This window comes from Sphaerisporangium aureirubrum, from assembly GCF_042658925.1.
Classification (GTDB): domain Bacteria; phylum Actinomycetota; class Actinomycetes; order Streptosporangiales; family Streptosporangiaceae; genus Sphaerisporangium; species Sphaerisporangium aureirubrum.
This window is the reverse complement of record NZ_JBHSRF010000036.1, coordinates 69,864-83,081: the sequence shown is the minus strand read 5'-3', so window position 1 is coordinate 83,081 and position 13,218 is coordinate 69,864. Positions and strand designations below refer to the sequence as shown.

The 13,218-nt window shown below is 66.3% G+C and carries 15 protein-coding genes and 1 tRNA gene; 8 read left to right on the top strand and 8 right to left on the bottom strand.

Translation table 11 applies throughout. From position 1 onward, the window contains the following. The first annotated feature begins 91 nt into the window (after positions 1 to 91). Positions 92 to 177, top strand: a tRNA-Leu gene (locus ACFP1K_RS23110). 246 nt (positions 178 to 423) lie between these two features. On the opposite strand, the gene ACFP1K_RS23105 is transcribed toward ACFP1K_RS23110, so the two are convergent. Further along, positions 424 to 987: a sensor histidine kinase gene (locus ACFP1K_RS23105; RefSeq protein WP_380756716.1), complete on the bottom strand. Its 564-nt coding sequence runs from the start codon at positions 985 to 987 to the stop codon at positions 424 to 426. Between the two features lie 38 nt (positions 988 to 1,025). Then, the gene (locus tag ACFP1K_RS23100; RefSeq protein ID WP_380756714.1) at positions 1,026 to 1,559 is read right to left on the bottom strand and encodes a hypothetical protein; all 534 of its coding nucleotides are present in this window, start codon (positions 1,557 to 1,559) and stop codon (positions 1,026 to 1,028) included. 302 nt (positions 1,560 to 1,861) lie between these two features. Between ACFP1K_RS23100 and ACFP1K_RS23095 the strand changes: the two genes are divergently transcribed. Next, complete coding sequence (locus tag ACFP1K_RS23095) at positions 1,862 to 1,999, top strand: hypothetical protein (protein WP_380756712.1); 138 nt, start codon at positions 1,862 to 1,864, stop codon at positions 1,997 to 1,999. 2 nt (positions 2,000 to 2,001) lie between these two features. Further along, positions 2,002 to 2,517, top strand: a complete 516-nt coding sequence (locus ACFP1K_RS23090; protein ID WP_380756726.1) for a hypothetical protein — start codon at positions 2,002 to 2,004, stop codon at positions 2,515 to 2,517. A 306-nt stretch (positions 2,518 to 2,823) separates the two neighbouring features. On the opposite strand, the gene chrA is transcribed toward ACFP1K_RS23090, so the two are convergent. Beyond that, positions 2,824 to 4,161, bottom strand: a complete 1,338-nt coding sequence (chrA, locus tag ACFP1K_RS23085) for a chromate efflux transporter (RefSeq protein WP_380756710.1) — start codon at positions 4,159 to 4,161, stop codon at positions 2,824 to 2,826. A 134-nt stretch (positions 4,162 to 4,295) separates the two neighbouring features. Between chrA and ACFP1K_RS23080 the strand changes: the two genes are divergently transcribed. Further along, on the top strand, positions 4,296 to 4,562 hold the full coding sequence (locus ACFP1K_RS23080; RefSeq protein WP_380756708.1) for a hypothetical protein: 267 nt from the start codon (positions 4,296 to 4,298) through the stop codon (positions 4,560 to 4,562). 302 nt (positions 4,563 to 4,864) lie between these two features. On the opposite strand, the gene ACFP1K_RS23075 is transcribed toward ACFP1K_RS23080, so the two are convergent. Both ACFP1K_RS23075 and ACFP1K_RS23070 read right to left on the bottom strand, forming a co-directional pair. Continuing rightward, positions 4,865 to 5,302, bottom strand: coding sequence for an HIT family protein (locus ACFP1K_RS23075; protein ID WP_380756706.1), 438 nt, complete (start codon positions 5,300 to 5,302; stop codon positions 4,865 to 4,867). Positions 5,303 to 5,530: 228 nt separating this feature from the next. Continuing rightward, entirely contained in the window at positions 5,531 to 6,205 is a 675-nt protein-coding gene (locus tag ACFP1K_RS23070; protein ID WP_380756704.1) for an arsenate reductase/protein-tyrosine-phosphatase family protein, read from the bottom strand. A 472-nt stretch (positions 6,206 to 6,677) separates the two neighbouring features. On the opposite strand from ACFP1K_RS23070, the gene ACFP1K_RS23065 reads away from it, so the two are divergent. Together ACFP1K_RS23065 and ACFP1K_RS23060 are read left to right on the top strand one after the other, a co-directional pair. Next, positions 6,678 to 7,532 carry a hypothetical protein gene (locus ACFP1K_RS23065; protein WP_380756702.1) on the top strand — a complete coding sequence of 285 codons (855 nt, stop codon included), beginning with the start codon at positions 6,678 to 6,680 and terminating at the stop codon, positions 7,530 to 7,532. A 151-nt stretch (positions 7,533 to 7,683) separates the two neighbouring features. Further along, complete coding sequence (locus ACFP1K_RS23060) at positions 7,684 to 8,727, top strand: beta-propeller fold lactonase family protein (protein WP_380756700.1); 1,044 nt, start codon at positions 7,684 to 7,686, stop codon at positions 8,725 to 8,727. Here the strand turns inward: ACFP1K_RS23060 and ACFP1K_RS23055 are convergent. Then, on the bottom strand, positions 8,673 to 9,044 hold the full coding sequence (locus tag ACFP1K_RS23055; RefSeq protein WP_380756698.1) for a hypothetical protein: 372 nt from the start codon (positions 9,042 to 9,044) through the stop codon (positions 8,673 to 8,675). The two genes, ACFP1K_RS23060 and ACFP1K_RS23055, sit on opposite strands and share 55 nt — an antisense overlap. Before the next feature lie 456 nt (positions 9,045 to 9,500). Between ACFP1K_RS23055 and ACFP1K_RS23050 the strand changes: the two genes are divergently transcribed. Next, positions 9,501 to 10,427: a sulfite exporter TauE/SafE family protein gene (locus tag ACFP1K_RS23050; RefSeq protein ID WP_380756696.1), complete on the top strand. Its 927-nt coding sequence runs from the start codon at positions 9,501 to 9,503 to the stop codon at positions 10,425 to 10,427. 445 nt (positions 10,428 to 10,872) lie between these two features. On the opposite strand, the gene ACFP1K_RS23045 is transcribed toward ACFP1K_RS23050, so the two are convergent. Beyond that, entirely contained in the window at positions 10,873 to 11,418 is a 546-nt protein-coding gene (locus ACFP1K_RS23045; RefSeq protein WP_380756695.1) for a DUF2637 domain-containing protein, read from the bottom strand. Positions 11,419 to 11,555: 137 nt separating this feature from the next. On the opposite strand from ACFP1K_RS23045, the gene ACFP1K_RS23040 reads away from it, so the two are divergent. Further along, the gene (locus ACFP1K_RS23040) at positions 11,556 to 11,861 is read left to right on the top strand and encodes a MazG nucleotide pyrophosphohydrolase domain-containing protein (RefSeq protein ID WP_380756692.1); all 306 of its coding nucleotides are present in this window, start codon (positions 11,556 to 11,558) and stop codon (positions 11,859 to 11,861) included. A gap of 344 nt (positions 11,862 to 12,205) precedes the next feature. On the opposite strand, the gene ACFP1K_RS23035 is transcribed toward ACFP1K_RS23040, so the two are convergent. Then, entirely contained in the window at positions 12,206 to 13,195 is a 990-nt protein-coding gene (locus tag ACFP1K_RS23035; RefSeq protein ID WP_380756724.1) for a helix-turn-helix transcriptional regulator, read from the bottom strand. Positions 13,196 to 13,218 lie beyond the last annotated feature (23 nt).

The window sequence follows — 13,218 nt, the reverse complement described above, 5'->3', positions numbered from 1 at the left end:
CCCCTCGACATCCGTCCCCGTATCAACCACCCCCCGAAGTTTGCTAACCTAGTCCAGCCGACGAGAACAACCCCTCGTCCAAGGCACCCCAGTCCGGGTGGCGGAATAGGCAGACGCGCTAGCTTGAGGTGCTAGTGCCCTTTACGGGGCATGGGGGTTCAAGTCCCCCCTCGGACACACTTTGGTACATGATCGCCCGGGCTCTGTCCGGGCGATAACCGTTTTCTGGGCGGGTTCGTAGGTCAGCCTCAGGCCCAGCTGTTCGTATACCCCTGCCTTGTCTGTGGGATCGGCGCTGTGGAGCAGTCTTCTCAGGTTGCCGAGCGTTGTGACCATGGTGGTGATCTCCTCCTCTGTGAGCCGTCTGGGCATGCCCCTGGTCGCCGATGAGCCCGGCACGCATCAAATGGTCATCGTCGGCGATCAGCACTCGTGGCATGGATGGTGACCTCCGTAGGGAATTCGGGCGTGGACTCGGAACATGTCGCCGACGCGGGCGGTCTCGAAATTGCCACCCACCAGGGTCGCCCGCTCATGCATCCCGATCAGTCCGTGCCCCCCTCCCGATCTGAGCGTGCCGTCCGCGAGCACAGTATTCGTGACGGTGAGTTGAAGCGCGGTGTCGTCGAAGGCGAGCCTGACCCGGGCACTGCCGGTTCCGTGGCGGGCCGCGTTGCGCAGCGATTCCTGCAGAATCCGATAGACGGCCTGGTCGGCGGCGCCGGCCAGCGACCGTCGCGGGCCAGTGACGTCGAGCCGGATCTCCAGCCCCGCCGCACCGTGGTGCGCGACCAGCGTGTCGAGCGAGGCGAGCCCGAGCGGCGCCTCCACGGTCTCGTCCGCCGGACCGCCATCGCGCAGGTTGCCGATGATCTGGTCGATCTCCTGGACGGTGCGCCGGGCCAGTTCCTCGATGTCCCGCAGGGCCACAAAAGAGCGATCGAGGTCGTGCCGCAGTCGCGCGGCGCTGGCCCGGACGGCGATCAAACTGATCGCGTGACCGGCGGAGTCGTGCAGGTCACGAGCTATGCGGCCGCGTTCCTCCGCGACTGCCAGCCACGCTCGGCTTCCCGTTCGGCGTGCCGGGCCCGCATACGAAGATCGGCGAACTGCTCGCCACGCAGGCGGGTCCGCTCCCCCGCGAACCAGGCAAGCACCCAGGGCAGCCCGGTGTGCAGCAGCTCAAAGCCGGAGAACGTCCGCTGCGCCGCGACGATCGTTCCCAGGTACGCCATGAGCATTCCGACCACCACAACTGTGCCGCGCCTTGTCCAGGGAGTGGCACGATCACGGCCGGTGGCGAGCAGATACAGCGCGGCGATGGGCCCAGGCATCAGGTCGGCCTGGTAGCCGAGGCCGGCAAGCGCGACGGTGGCGGCGGCGGTCACCGTGAACGCGGCGAAAGGAACCCGCCGCCAGGCAAGAAACGGCGCCGCCGAGCACGCCGCGAAGGCCACTCCAACGACGTCCAGCGGGTGCGAACCCACGCGAGCAGGCACCGGGCCACCGTGCGCGAGCAGCAACAACGAGACGGTGAGCACGGTGAGCGCGATGGCCACATCCAGCAGTACCCGCGAAGGCGGCCAGAACGGGAAGAGCCGGGAGACTGGGGCCGTCGATGACATAACACGGCAAGGGTAACTCCACGAGTCCCCTCGGGCCGTCGCCCTGAAGGGTGATCCTTCTCCACGCGATGGGGACGCGAGAGCTCCTCCCGCCGGGTGTTTCGCCGACACCGGGGCGACATCGAAGCTAGGCGGCGACTGAGCGCAGCACTACACGAAAGGGCAGATAGATGATGAATTCGCCCCAGGGATCGGGATCGTCCGGCGACGGCACCGGCATACCGCGGTGGGTGAAGGTGACCGGGATCGTTGTGGCCGTCCTGGTCGTGCTGGTAGTCGCCCTACTGCTCACCGGCGAGCACGGCCCGGGCCGCCACAGCGGCGGGATGGGTGGGAATCCTTCCAGCACTGTCGCCGGTGAGGGCAACAAGTGACCATGCCGCCGGCTCTGCGCAAACTCACCCTGACTGTGCACGTGTCGCTCTCTGTCGGATGGCTAGGTGCGATCGCCGTTTTCCTGGCACTGGCCGTCCTTGAGCTGGCCGCTCCCGATGAGCGCACGGCACGTGCCACCTACCTGGTGATGGCACCGACCGCCTGGTTCGTCCTCGTGCCACTCAGCCTGGCCGCCCTGGTCACCGGGCTTGTCCAGTCTCTGGGCACCAATTGGGGGCTGTTTCGCCACTACTGGATAATTTTCAAATTGACGATCAACATCCTTGCCGCCACCGTCGTGGTGCTGTACGCGGGGTCTGTGAGTCATTTGGCGGACATGGCGGCAGCGCCTGACGAGTCTGCGGCCGACGCCCTGTGGCGCACACCAAGCCCTCTGCTCCACGCCGTTGGCGGTCTGCTGCTGGTGATCGGCGCCGTGGTCCTGTCGGTGTACAAGCCCCGTGGAGTGACTCCATACGGGCGGCGCCGGGAGCGCGCGATAGGGCGAACATCATGAACTGCGGTGAGCTTCATCGATTGTCGAGAACAACGAGAACAGCCGTTCAAGCCGGGTTACCGCCAGCACGGGGCAAGCGACCGAGGGGTAGTCACATCGACGTCGGCTTCTCCCGCCAAAACACGATCATCGGCTCACCGCTCGAACACAAGCCAAGCACGATGTCGACCACCAGGAAGGCGGCTAGGTGGGAGGCCGAGCAGTGGCAGGAAGACGCCAGCCGCCATGGCCAGAAGTGTCATGGGTGCCAGGACGGCCCTTGCCAGCCCACACGAATCACGATGGCTTCTACCAGGGGTATAGAGACTAAACCTGAGGCAGTAGAAGTGAGGCGATACCGAGCAGTGCGCAGATGCCGAGGATGCGGAGCATGGGCCAACGTAGGGCGAAGGCCATGATGAGGGCCGCCCCGGTGATGGCCAGGGCGAGCGGGTTGGGGCTGGTGATTTCAGGGACCTGCACGTGCAGCGGACCCCAGGTCCAGATGCCGGTGGCGGTGAAGAGGGTGTGCTGGGCGAAGTAGAGGGCGAGGTTGGCGATGACGCCGACGACGGCGGCGGTGATGCCGGAGAGGGCGGCGCTGATGGCGGTGTTGTGGCGTAGCCGTTCCACGTAGGGTGCGCCGAGGAAGATGAACAGGAAGCAGGGGACGAAGGTGACCCAGGTGGTCAGCAGGGCACCGAGCAGGGCGCCCGCCCAGGGGACCAGAGGGCCGGGGTCGCGGTAGGCGCCGAGGAAGGCGACGAACTGCACCACCATGATCAACGGGCCAGGGGTCGTCTCGGCCAGGGCCAGGCCGCGGACCATCTCGCCAGGGGTCAGCCAGGCATATGTCTCGACCGCGCGCTGGGCGACGAAGGCGAGGACGGCGTAGGCGCCGCCGAAGGTGACCAGAGCGGTCCCGGAGAAGAATAGGCCCTGGGTGGTGAAGACACTATCGGTCCCCGCGAGCAGTGCGACGGCGGCCACCGGCACCCACCAGAGGGCCAGGCCGACGGCGAGGATCCTGCCCGCCGAGCGCAGGCTGGGCTGGACGTGGTGCAGTGCGTCGTCGGGAATCAGCGGTGCCGGCCCGCCGTCCCCTCCGTGGCCGCGGCCGCTCTTCATCATGCCGGGCGACAGCCGGTGTACCGCCCACCCGATCGCGCCGGCCACGGCGATGACGATGGGAAAAAGGACTGCGAACAACGCGAGCGCCGCGAAGGCGGCCACGGCGACGGCGACGAACACCGGGTGGGTCAAGGAGCGTTTGGCGACCCGGATGACGGCTTGAGCGACGATGGCCAGGACGGCGGGGGCGATGCCGGCGAACAGCGCGGTCACCACGGAGGTGTCCTGCCAGATGATATAGACGGCGGATAGGACGAGCAGGGCCAGCATGCCGGGGAGCACGAACAGGGTGCCGGCGACCAGGCCGCCGCGGGTTCCGTTGAGCAGCCATCCGACGTAGATGGCCAGTTGCTGGGCCTCGGGGCCGGGCAGCAGCATGCAGTAGTTGAGGGCGTGGTTGAAGCGTTGCTGGCCGATCCAGCGTTTCTCCTCCACCAGGGTGCGTTGCATGACGGCGATCTGACCGGCCGGGCCGCCGAAAGTCTGCAGGCTGATGCCGAACCAGGCGCGTACGGCCTGACGGAAAGGGATCACGTCGCCTGGAGGCAGCGAACGATCAGGGGTAGAGGTTTCGGGGCTGGTCATCGCATTCTCCCGGGGTCAAGCGGGCGGGCGTCCGAGCAGCAAGGCCCGCAGGTGGTATCCGTACAGCCCGTCGAATAGTGGACATGAAACAGAATGTTGGTGTCCATCACCACTGGCACCCCGGGCCGCTCGGCGAGCTTCTTCAGCTCCTGCGGTTGCTGCTCGGCGGCATGGAGCACAGTAAGTTGCGCTTCGGCGTCTCGACTGGCCGCGTGGGTCTGCTCCGACGATCCGCCGTCACTGCGGAACAGATACCAGTAGGTCGGCGACGACAGCGGTCGCTGGCCAAATCAGGCTTGGCGAACGACCGCGTCAGCCGCGGCAGCACCTCGTCCACCGCCGTCAAGTAGGTCTTCCACAGTTCCTCGAACGGCTGACCGGACCGAGCGTTCGACAACGTGTTGACGCATCGCGCATATCGGTCTCGGCGGTCTACAAGGAGACCCCGGTCTGAGTCTCATGGGGATGCTCGCCCCAAGAGAAGAATGTGACTATCTTGACCACGGCCCGAAGCCGGTGCTGCTGGCCAGTGCCTTGAGCAGGCCGCGGGCCGAGTCGCTGAGCTCGATCCTCGTAGACCGCGCCGACTGTACGCCGAGGGGGCGGCGCCCGGGGCACCACTGCGGTAATCATTGTCCTGTTTGTTGTCCTTTCAAGCGACTTGTGTCGCTAGGTGGTGGCGGATGGCCTGGGCGGCGTGTTCAGCCTGGGCGGCGTCGCTGGTCTGGGGAGCGTTGAGGAAGTCGGTTCCCCTCAGGGGGTGGGAGGCGGGGCGGGGGTAGAGCCAAGCGTGAAAGTGCTGAACGCGATCTCGGGTGGAAACCAGGTGGACGCGTTCAGCGTCGGTCGTCGCGCGTAAGGCGATGTCCAGACGGTTGAGCAGGTGGCCGAACGACGCCGCTTCTGTCGAGGTCATGTCGGCGAAGTCGATGTAGTGCCGTCGCGAGACGATCTTCACGGTTCCCGGGCGGGAGGTGTCGAGGGGTCCGTGTTGAACGAGCCAAAACTCATCCCGGTGAACCCATTCGCCAGATGACACCTCGGTGGAGATGCCGAGGTCGCAGTAGGGACACGTTCGGTCGTCGGTCATGCCAACGCTCCTTCATGAGTGCCGTGACATGTCACCGCGGACAGGGAGCCGATCCTCGGGTCAGCAAGAGCGGGTCAGGCTTATGGCGGCGACGATGGACACGGTGCGGTCAACTGATGGTCGGCGACAACGCCGGGGGGACGAAGCCGCGATGAAGGCGGCGGGAAGGATGAAGCACACACCGCGTGGGATATCGGCAGTCGACTTCAGTGGGTGGCAGATCGTCTCCTAGGGCAAAGTCGTGAAGGTGGCCAGCCGGTCTATGCGGTCGGTCAGCAGGCTGACGACCTCGTCGAAGATCTCGTCGGTGTCGACAGGCCCGGGGTCGGGGACCGACCAATGGGCGTGCCGGGGGGCGCTGCCCAGTTCACGGTAGGCGTTGTCGCAGACGGCCACGACCAGGTCCCCGGGGGTCACGATTCCGGTTACGCCGACAGGAGCGTGGTGCTCAAGGGGAAGCCCGTGCCGCCGGGCGGCAATGAGAGTGCGGGGATGGACCCGCGGGCCGGGATGAGTGCCTGCGGAGGTAACGGGGATCGGGCTGCGGGTCGACCAGATCGCGGCGGCGAGCGGGGACCGCGCGCCGTTGCGGGTGCACACGAACACCACCCGGGACGCCGTGAGGGTCTTGGAGGGCCGCAACCCTTCCAGGGCGCCGGGATTGAGCCGGACGTACACACCGCGCCGGTCGGCCTGCGAACGGACCTTCTCGATGAGGCCGGCGCCGGTGAGCACGCGCAGGTGATGGGCCATCAGATTGGACGGCAGCCCGAGGGCCGCGCCCAGCTCGCCAGGTGCGAGATCGCTTATCAGGAGTGCGTCGACGATGGCCAGCCGGGCCGGGTCGCCCATCGCGTGATGCAGGGCGGCACGCCGTCGCAGCGAAAGTGGGTCGTCATCCATTGAGTCAATCCTTGCTGAGGTGTATCAAGGAGTCAAGATTCCGGTGACGCGGGGCGAACCCGCCGAGGAGGCTCCTATCCCAGAAGGCCCGCCGGCGCAGCCGCGACCACGAGGTGTCGCCCGCCGTCGGACGACAACGTGACGATCACACGAGTATCGCGCTCGCGAGCGTCGCGACGCGAGACCCAGAACGGGCGCTCATGCCCGCGCACAAGAATTCAGCGGGGCGACTAATTCGTCGCGGCAAAATTCCAGGCTCGCCGGATTTTGCAAATAAAGGGCAAGGTGCGAGCCAATCCCATTGCCTCTTTTCGGCGATTCATACCATTCAAAAATTAACACGGAACCCCCTTTCACGGAGCCCAATTTGCGCTTACCTTTCTCGGGAATCCTACCGATTCGCCCGAGATTGGAGGCGTTCGTGACGACCCAGACGACCGGAATCGGTGGCACGCGGACATGGTGGGAATCCGTGGTACAAGCCCCGCTCCTGACCAAGCTGTACTGGCTGCTGCGAATCGGAGTGGCCATCGAGTTCCTCGGCCACGGGTGGGCCGGCCTCAGCCGCTCCCGTGCCTGGCTGCCCTACTACGACCTGTTCGGCATCTCCCCCGACGTCGCAATCAACTATCTGATGTACGTCACCGGAACAGTCGACATCATCGTCGGGCTGCTGATCCTGTTCTGGCCCGCGCGCATCATCATCCTGCACACGACGGTCTGGGGCGTGTTCACGGCGCTGCTGCGGCCTACCGTCGGCGAGGGCTGGTGGGAGTTCCTGGAGCGCGGCGGCAACTACGGCATGCCGCTGGCGCTGCTGATCCTCGTCGGCCTCGGCGGCTGGTCCATCCGCGGCTGGCTGACCCCCGCCAAGGTCCCCGCCACCGTCTCCGACCGGGCTTACGTGGCCGCCCACTGGGCCATGCGCGGGGGCCTGGCGCTGCTACTCATCGGGCACGGCGGTTTCGGTGCCTTCGAGAACAAGCCCTACTGGTACAACTTCTTCGCGTTCTTCGGAGTCACCAAGGCGACCGTCGACTCGGCCAACCTGATGGTGTTGTTCGGCGCCTTCGAAATAATCCTGGGTCTGGCGATCCTGGCCAAGCCGTGGCGCGGATTGCTGGTATTCGTGCTCTTATGGAAGCTCGGCACGGAACTGTTACGCCCGCTGGTCGGCCAGGACTGGTTCCAATTCGTGGAACGCGACGGCGACTACGTGCTCCCCGTCGCGTTGTTCATCATCGCCGCCGCCTACACCGCCGCCCTCCACCGGCTCAGAAAGGGGCCTGCGGTGCCCTCTGCGGAGAGAGCCACCGCCACCATCTAACGCGGCACAGTCCCTCAATTCCTCCCACACGGCTCTTGCGCACACGGTCCCGCCACGGACATCTCCCACACTTCCGGCCGGTCGCCGGGCTCCCCGGCGACCGGCCTTGCCGTGCACCACGTCCTATCCCGTCCCGAAAGGACTTCCCGCCATGTCGCCTGACCGCCCCCGCACCACCCGGCGCGGCCTCCTCCGCGGGCTTTCCCTGACGGCCATGATGAGCGCCGCGCTGATCACCGCGACCCCGCCGGCCGTCTCGGCCGCGCCGCCCCCAGCCATTCCATCCGCCACTCACCCCCATACGGTGCGGCCCGTCGTGCTCGCCACCATCCCCGTCGGCCTCAACCCCCGCGCCGTGGCCTTCGCCCCCGGGTGGCGTCTCGCGTACGTCGCCAACGCCGGGTCCAACACCGTCTCGGTGATCGACGTCCGGACCCGCACCGTCATCGACACCATCGCCGTCGGTCTGTTCCCCTACGGCGTCGCCTTCGACCGGCGCGGCGCCTTCGTCTACATCACCAACCGTGACTCCGACGAGGTGTCCGTCATCGACGCCCGCACCCGGCAGGTCATCAAGACCGTCCCCGTCGGCGACGCCCCCCGCTGGGTCGCCATCGCCCCGAACGGCCGCTACGCCTACGTCAGCAGCACCGGCTCCGGCGCCGTCACCGTCCTCGACACCGCCACCCACACCGTCGTCAACACCATCCCCGTCGGCCTGGCCCCCCGCGGCATCGCCTTCACCTCCGACGGGCGCCGCGCCTACGTCGCCAACTCCGACTCCGACACCGTCTCGGTCATCGACACCCGCCACGGCACCGTGACCGCCACCATCCCCGTCGGCGACGAACCCCGCGGCGTCCTCGTCACCCCCGGCGACCGCACCATCTACATCTCCAACACCATCGGGGGCACCGTCTCTGTCATCGACGCCCGCAGCGGCACCGTCACCACCACCATCACCGTCGGCGCCAACCCCCGCGGCATCGTCCTGCACCACGGCGACCGCCTCGCCTACGTCGCCAACTCCGGCTCCGACACCGTCAGCCTCTTCGACACCCGCACCAACACCGTCCTGTCCGACGTCCAAGTAGGCGACGACCCCCGCTGGACCGCCGCCGGCCCCGGAGCCCGCTACATCTACGTCACCAACACCGGCTCCCACAGCGTCTCCGTCCTCACCCTCACCCACTGAGCCCGGCCCCACAGACCAACGCCGGCCCCGGTTCGCTGAGCCGTGGCCGGCCTGATTTCACTCGGGTGGGAGACACGGCGCCCCGCAACCTTCCAGTCGACGCCGCGCCCACCAGCGACGGGGACGGACACCGCGAACAGCACCAGCGCAGCGAACGCGGCCACGGTCAGGATGGCCTGGGCGACGATGGCCGGCATCGCCGGGGTGATCCCGGCGAACAGGGCGGTCACCAGGCCGGTGTCCTGCCAGATGACGTAGACAGCCGACAAAGTGAGCAGGGCGAGCATGCCAGGCAGCACGAACAGGATCCCGGTCATTTTGTCGATGACGAGTGGCAGCGTTCGCCGCCGGACAGCCCCTGGGCCAGTAGGCGCCAAGAATGTCGGTGAGAACTGACAGCGCTCGGTGTGTTGTCCAACCGGGAAGCATGACGTCTCGCAACAAGCCCTATTCGGCTGGTGGCGCCGTCAGCCTCGGCTCGTTCTCCGAATCTGGAGCGGTGGCGGAAGTCAGCGGGAGCACCGAGTCAGGATCTCCAGCATTGCGCGGTTGCCGTGATGCTGATCGCCGCGACCATCAGATGGCACCTGCTCGCACTGATCGCACAGGGACGACCGGCCACGCTGATCCTCTGGCTCCGGAGACAGCGACAGCGCGAACAGGTAGAAGTCCAGTAGATGAGACATGGTGCTCAAAATGTGACTTGACCCATTCATGTAGCCGATAAATGCTTTTTGCGACTGATAAAGCGGAATAGCGGTAAAGGGAATTTAGTGCAGGCACTCATCCTGCTAGGGCTGGTCGGCCTCGCCGCTCAACTCGTCGACGGCAGCCTGGGCATGGCCTATGGTGTCACCTCAACCACTCTGCTCCTGGCGATCGGTACCAACGCCGCCGCCGCCTCCGCGACCGTCCACCTGGCAGAGATCGGTACAACCCTGGCTTCCGGGCTCTCCCACTGGCGGTTCAACAACGTCGACTGGAAGGTCGTCGCCAAGATCGGCATCCCTGGCGCGGGCGGCGCGTTCGCCGGCGCCACGTTCCTGTCGAGCCTCTCTACCGAGATGGCGGCGCCGATCATGTCGCTGATCCTGCTGCCCCTCGGCCTTTACATCATCATCCGCTTCACCGCCTGCGGGCTACCGCGGGACAATTTGGGCAAGCCGCTACGCAAGCGCTTTCTTGCCCCGCTCGGGGTGGTGGCCGGTTTCGTGGACGCCACCGGTGGCGGCGGCTGGGGCCCGGTGGGCACCCCCGCCATCCTGGCCAGCGGCCGCATCCCGCCGCGCAAGGTGATCGGCTCCATCGACGCCAGCGAATTCCTTGTCGCGGTCGCCGCCAGTATCGGCTTCCTGGTCGGCATCGGGTCGAAGAACATCAATTTCGCCTGGGTCGGCGTCCTGATGCTCGGCGGGGTCATCGCCGCGCCCGTCGCCGCCTGGCTGGTACGCCACATCCCCCCGCGCTTCCTCGGCTCCGCCGTCGGCGGGGTCATCGTCCTCACCAACGTGCGCACTCTGCTGCGCAGCGACTGGATCGACGCCTCCGGCAACGTCCAGGCCGTCGCCTACATCGCCCTCGCCGTCATCTGGGCCGCCGCCATCGCCTACTCGGTACGCGAATACCGCCGCGACAAGAAACGCAAGTCCGTTGAAGCCAAACTGCACCGCCGCACCGAAGAAGAACCCACCCCCGCCTGACCCCCGCGCAGCATCCCCCTCGGCCCGGTTCCGCTCCAGGAGCCGGGCCGAGGGCATCGCAGTCAAGGCGGCCGGACACACTCGCCACACTCCAGCCACCAGGGCACATGACCGTCGCATCCTTACGCAAGGTGAGTCGCGCGGTGGTCCTATGACGGCCGACCGACCGCTTCCCCTTCACATGACCTTGTTCGGCTATTGCCCGACATCATGATCGTCGCTATGGAACTTCGGTGCGAGCACCGTCGCGCGGTTCGCGGCTCTGCGCAACATGCCACGCGAGCTGACCAAGGCCGCCATGATCGACGGCGCGGGGCGCCTCGGCTCGGCTCCGGCATATCACCCTGTCTATGATCAGTGCCGCCTCCAGAGTGGAGGCGGGCACAATCTCAGCCCGGTGGCCATGTCACCGCTTGACTACAGTGAACACTGGCACGGCGTGCCGTCAACCTAGATCACCTGCCACGCCCGAACGTTTGATCCAGCGACCCCATCTGGCACTACGAGCGAACTGGTGGGCGATTACCGTCCCTGAGGGTAGAGCGCCGTCAGGAGTCCGGTTGGCCTGCGCCCAGCGCCACGCGGCACGGTGCAGACTCGCGATCTGCTGATTACGGAGACGAACGCGCACTGCGACTACCGAAGGGGCACCGGCATTTTCTGCTTGGTGGGTGAGTTCGGCAGGTCCGGAGTCGCAGTCCTCGCTGGAGATCGCGACGGGCTCATCGTTTGTCGCGATGCGGCGGATCTGGGACATCAGAAGTTCGTATGAGCCGATCAGGGCAGCCGATGGCCATGCGGCGATGATTTTGCCGATCACCGTGGGCTCGGCCACGGCGATGTTCGCCCCCAGGCTCGCCAAACTGCCTGCAACGAGCATGATCCAGGCCAGGGCACCACCACGGGAACCGTACCGGCTGGACAGCAGGATGCTCATCGACGCGACCACGATCGCACCATCGACAGCCAGCGGGATCAGCAGAGCCTCCATTAGACCCGGAGCGGTTCACCCTCGACACCACGACGTTCGAACTCCCTTAGACAGGCTGACTGCGGCATAGACCCGTGCACGGCACATGAGTCCCGCTAGGCTTCTGGGACCCCTGCTGCACCACCGCCGGAGGAGTCTTGGACATCGAATCCGCCCAAAAACTCATCTGGGAGAACAAGAACCGCAAAGGGTTCAACACTACGGATGTCGCTCTGGAATTCGGCCTCCTCACCGCCGAGGTAGGCGAAGCCTTCACAGCGTGGCGCAGAAGCCTTCCCGACCTGGGGGAGGAGCTGGCAGATATCTTCATCTACGTAGCCGCAGTCGCCGAGATGAACGGCCTCAACCTCGCCGACGAGGTCACCCGCAAGATCGAGAAAAACGCTCGCCGCACCTACAAGCGAAATGAGATAGGGGTACCCATCCGGACCAGCGAGGGCTGAGCGCCACTACAGAACCGCCGCCGACCTCACCATGCGCCGCGAGCTTATACCCACCGATGCCGAGCCTGCGCTCGATCTCCTTTGCTTCATCCGGTGGTTCTAGGTCACTGTCCACACATACCTGACTGAAGGCTTCGACCAGATAACCGTTATCCGAAAAATCAGCGATGATTCGGATGAACTCTTCAACCTGAACTCAGAGATACGTCCTCAAATTCCGACACGGCCATTGCCTTCATCTTGGCCTGACGCCTACCCAACGTCGGGCTGTTCGCTTCTCAAAGTCCCCGCTGTGATAGCGCCGCCGACTAGATGTGCCATCTCATGACATTGGTTCCTCGCTGTCAGGCTTGGCGGGCGTTGGACGCGAGGCGTTCGGCGAACGCAATGACGAGGTCGCGCAGTTCATCGGGGCGCTCGATGATGAACGGCCGGTCGAGTGAGGCGAGTGTCGGCGGCAACCAGTCGAGCCGCTCCGCCCGTAGCCGGACGCGCAGCCAGCGGGCGGTCCCCTGGTCCTTGCCTACTGCGGCCTCGTGCTCCTCCAGGCTCGCGACGCCGGCGGGAAGGCGGGCGCGGATCTGCTCGACTGTCCCGTGGATCCGCAAGGTCACCTCGTGCCGGTACTCAGCCGTGGCGAATCCCGTCAACACGCGGTGTGCTGGATCGGGACCCACGGGCGCCTCGAAAGAGCCGGGCAGGGTCCTCGCGTCTTTGATGCGATCAAGCCGGAAGGTTCGATCCTCGCCGATCTCGGGGTCCGTGCCCGTGACGTACCACCGGCCCGAATGGGCGACGATCCCGTACGCGTGCAGTGTGCGTTCGCTGCGCCGGCCGTCGCGGTCGGTGTATCGGATCGAGACCGGCCGGCGATGGCGTACCGCATCGGCGACGGTGAGCAGGACCCCGGCGTCCGGGGTGGCGAACTCACCAGGCTGATCCGTGAAGACAAGAGATTCCAGGAGTGTGTCTAGCCGGCGGGCGACGTGCTTGGGCAGCACCCGCCGGATCTTGGCCGACGCCGTCTCGCTCGCCGTGTGACCCGCCGTCATCAACCCTGCTCGGCGGCCGGCGACCAAGCCGAGCAGCACGGCCAGCGCCTCGTCGTCGCTGAGCATGAGCGGAGGCAAACGGTACCCGGGGGCGAGCCGATACCCGCCGTAGCGGCCGCGCACCGACTCCACGGGCACGTCAAGGTCGATCAGGTGGTCCACATACCGCCGCACGGTGCGCCCATCGACGCCGAGCCGGTCGGCGAGTTCGGCCACCGTCCGAGTGCCGCCCGACTGCAGCAACTCCAGGAGTGTCAGCACGCGGCCGGTTGGTCGGGGCATGGCACAGCCTACGGCGAATACAG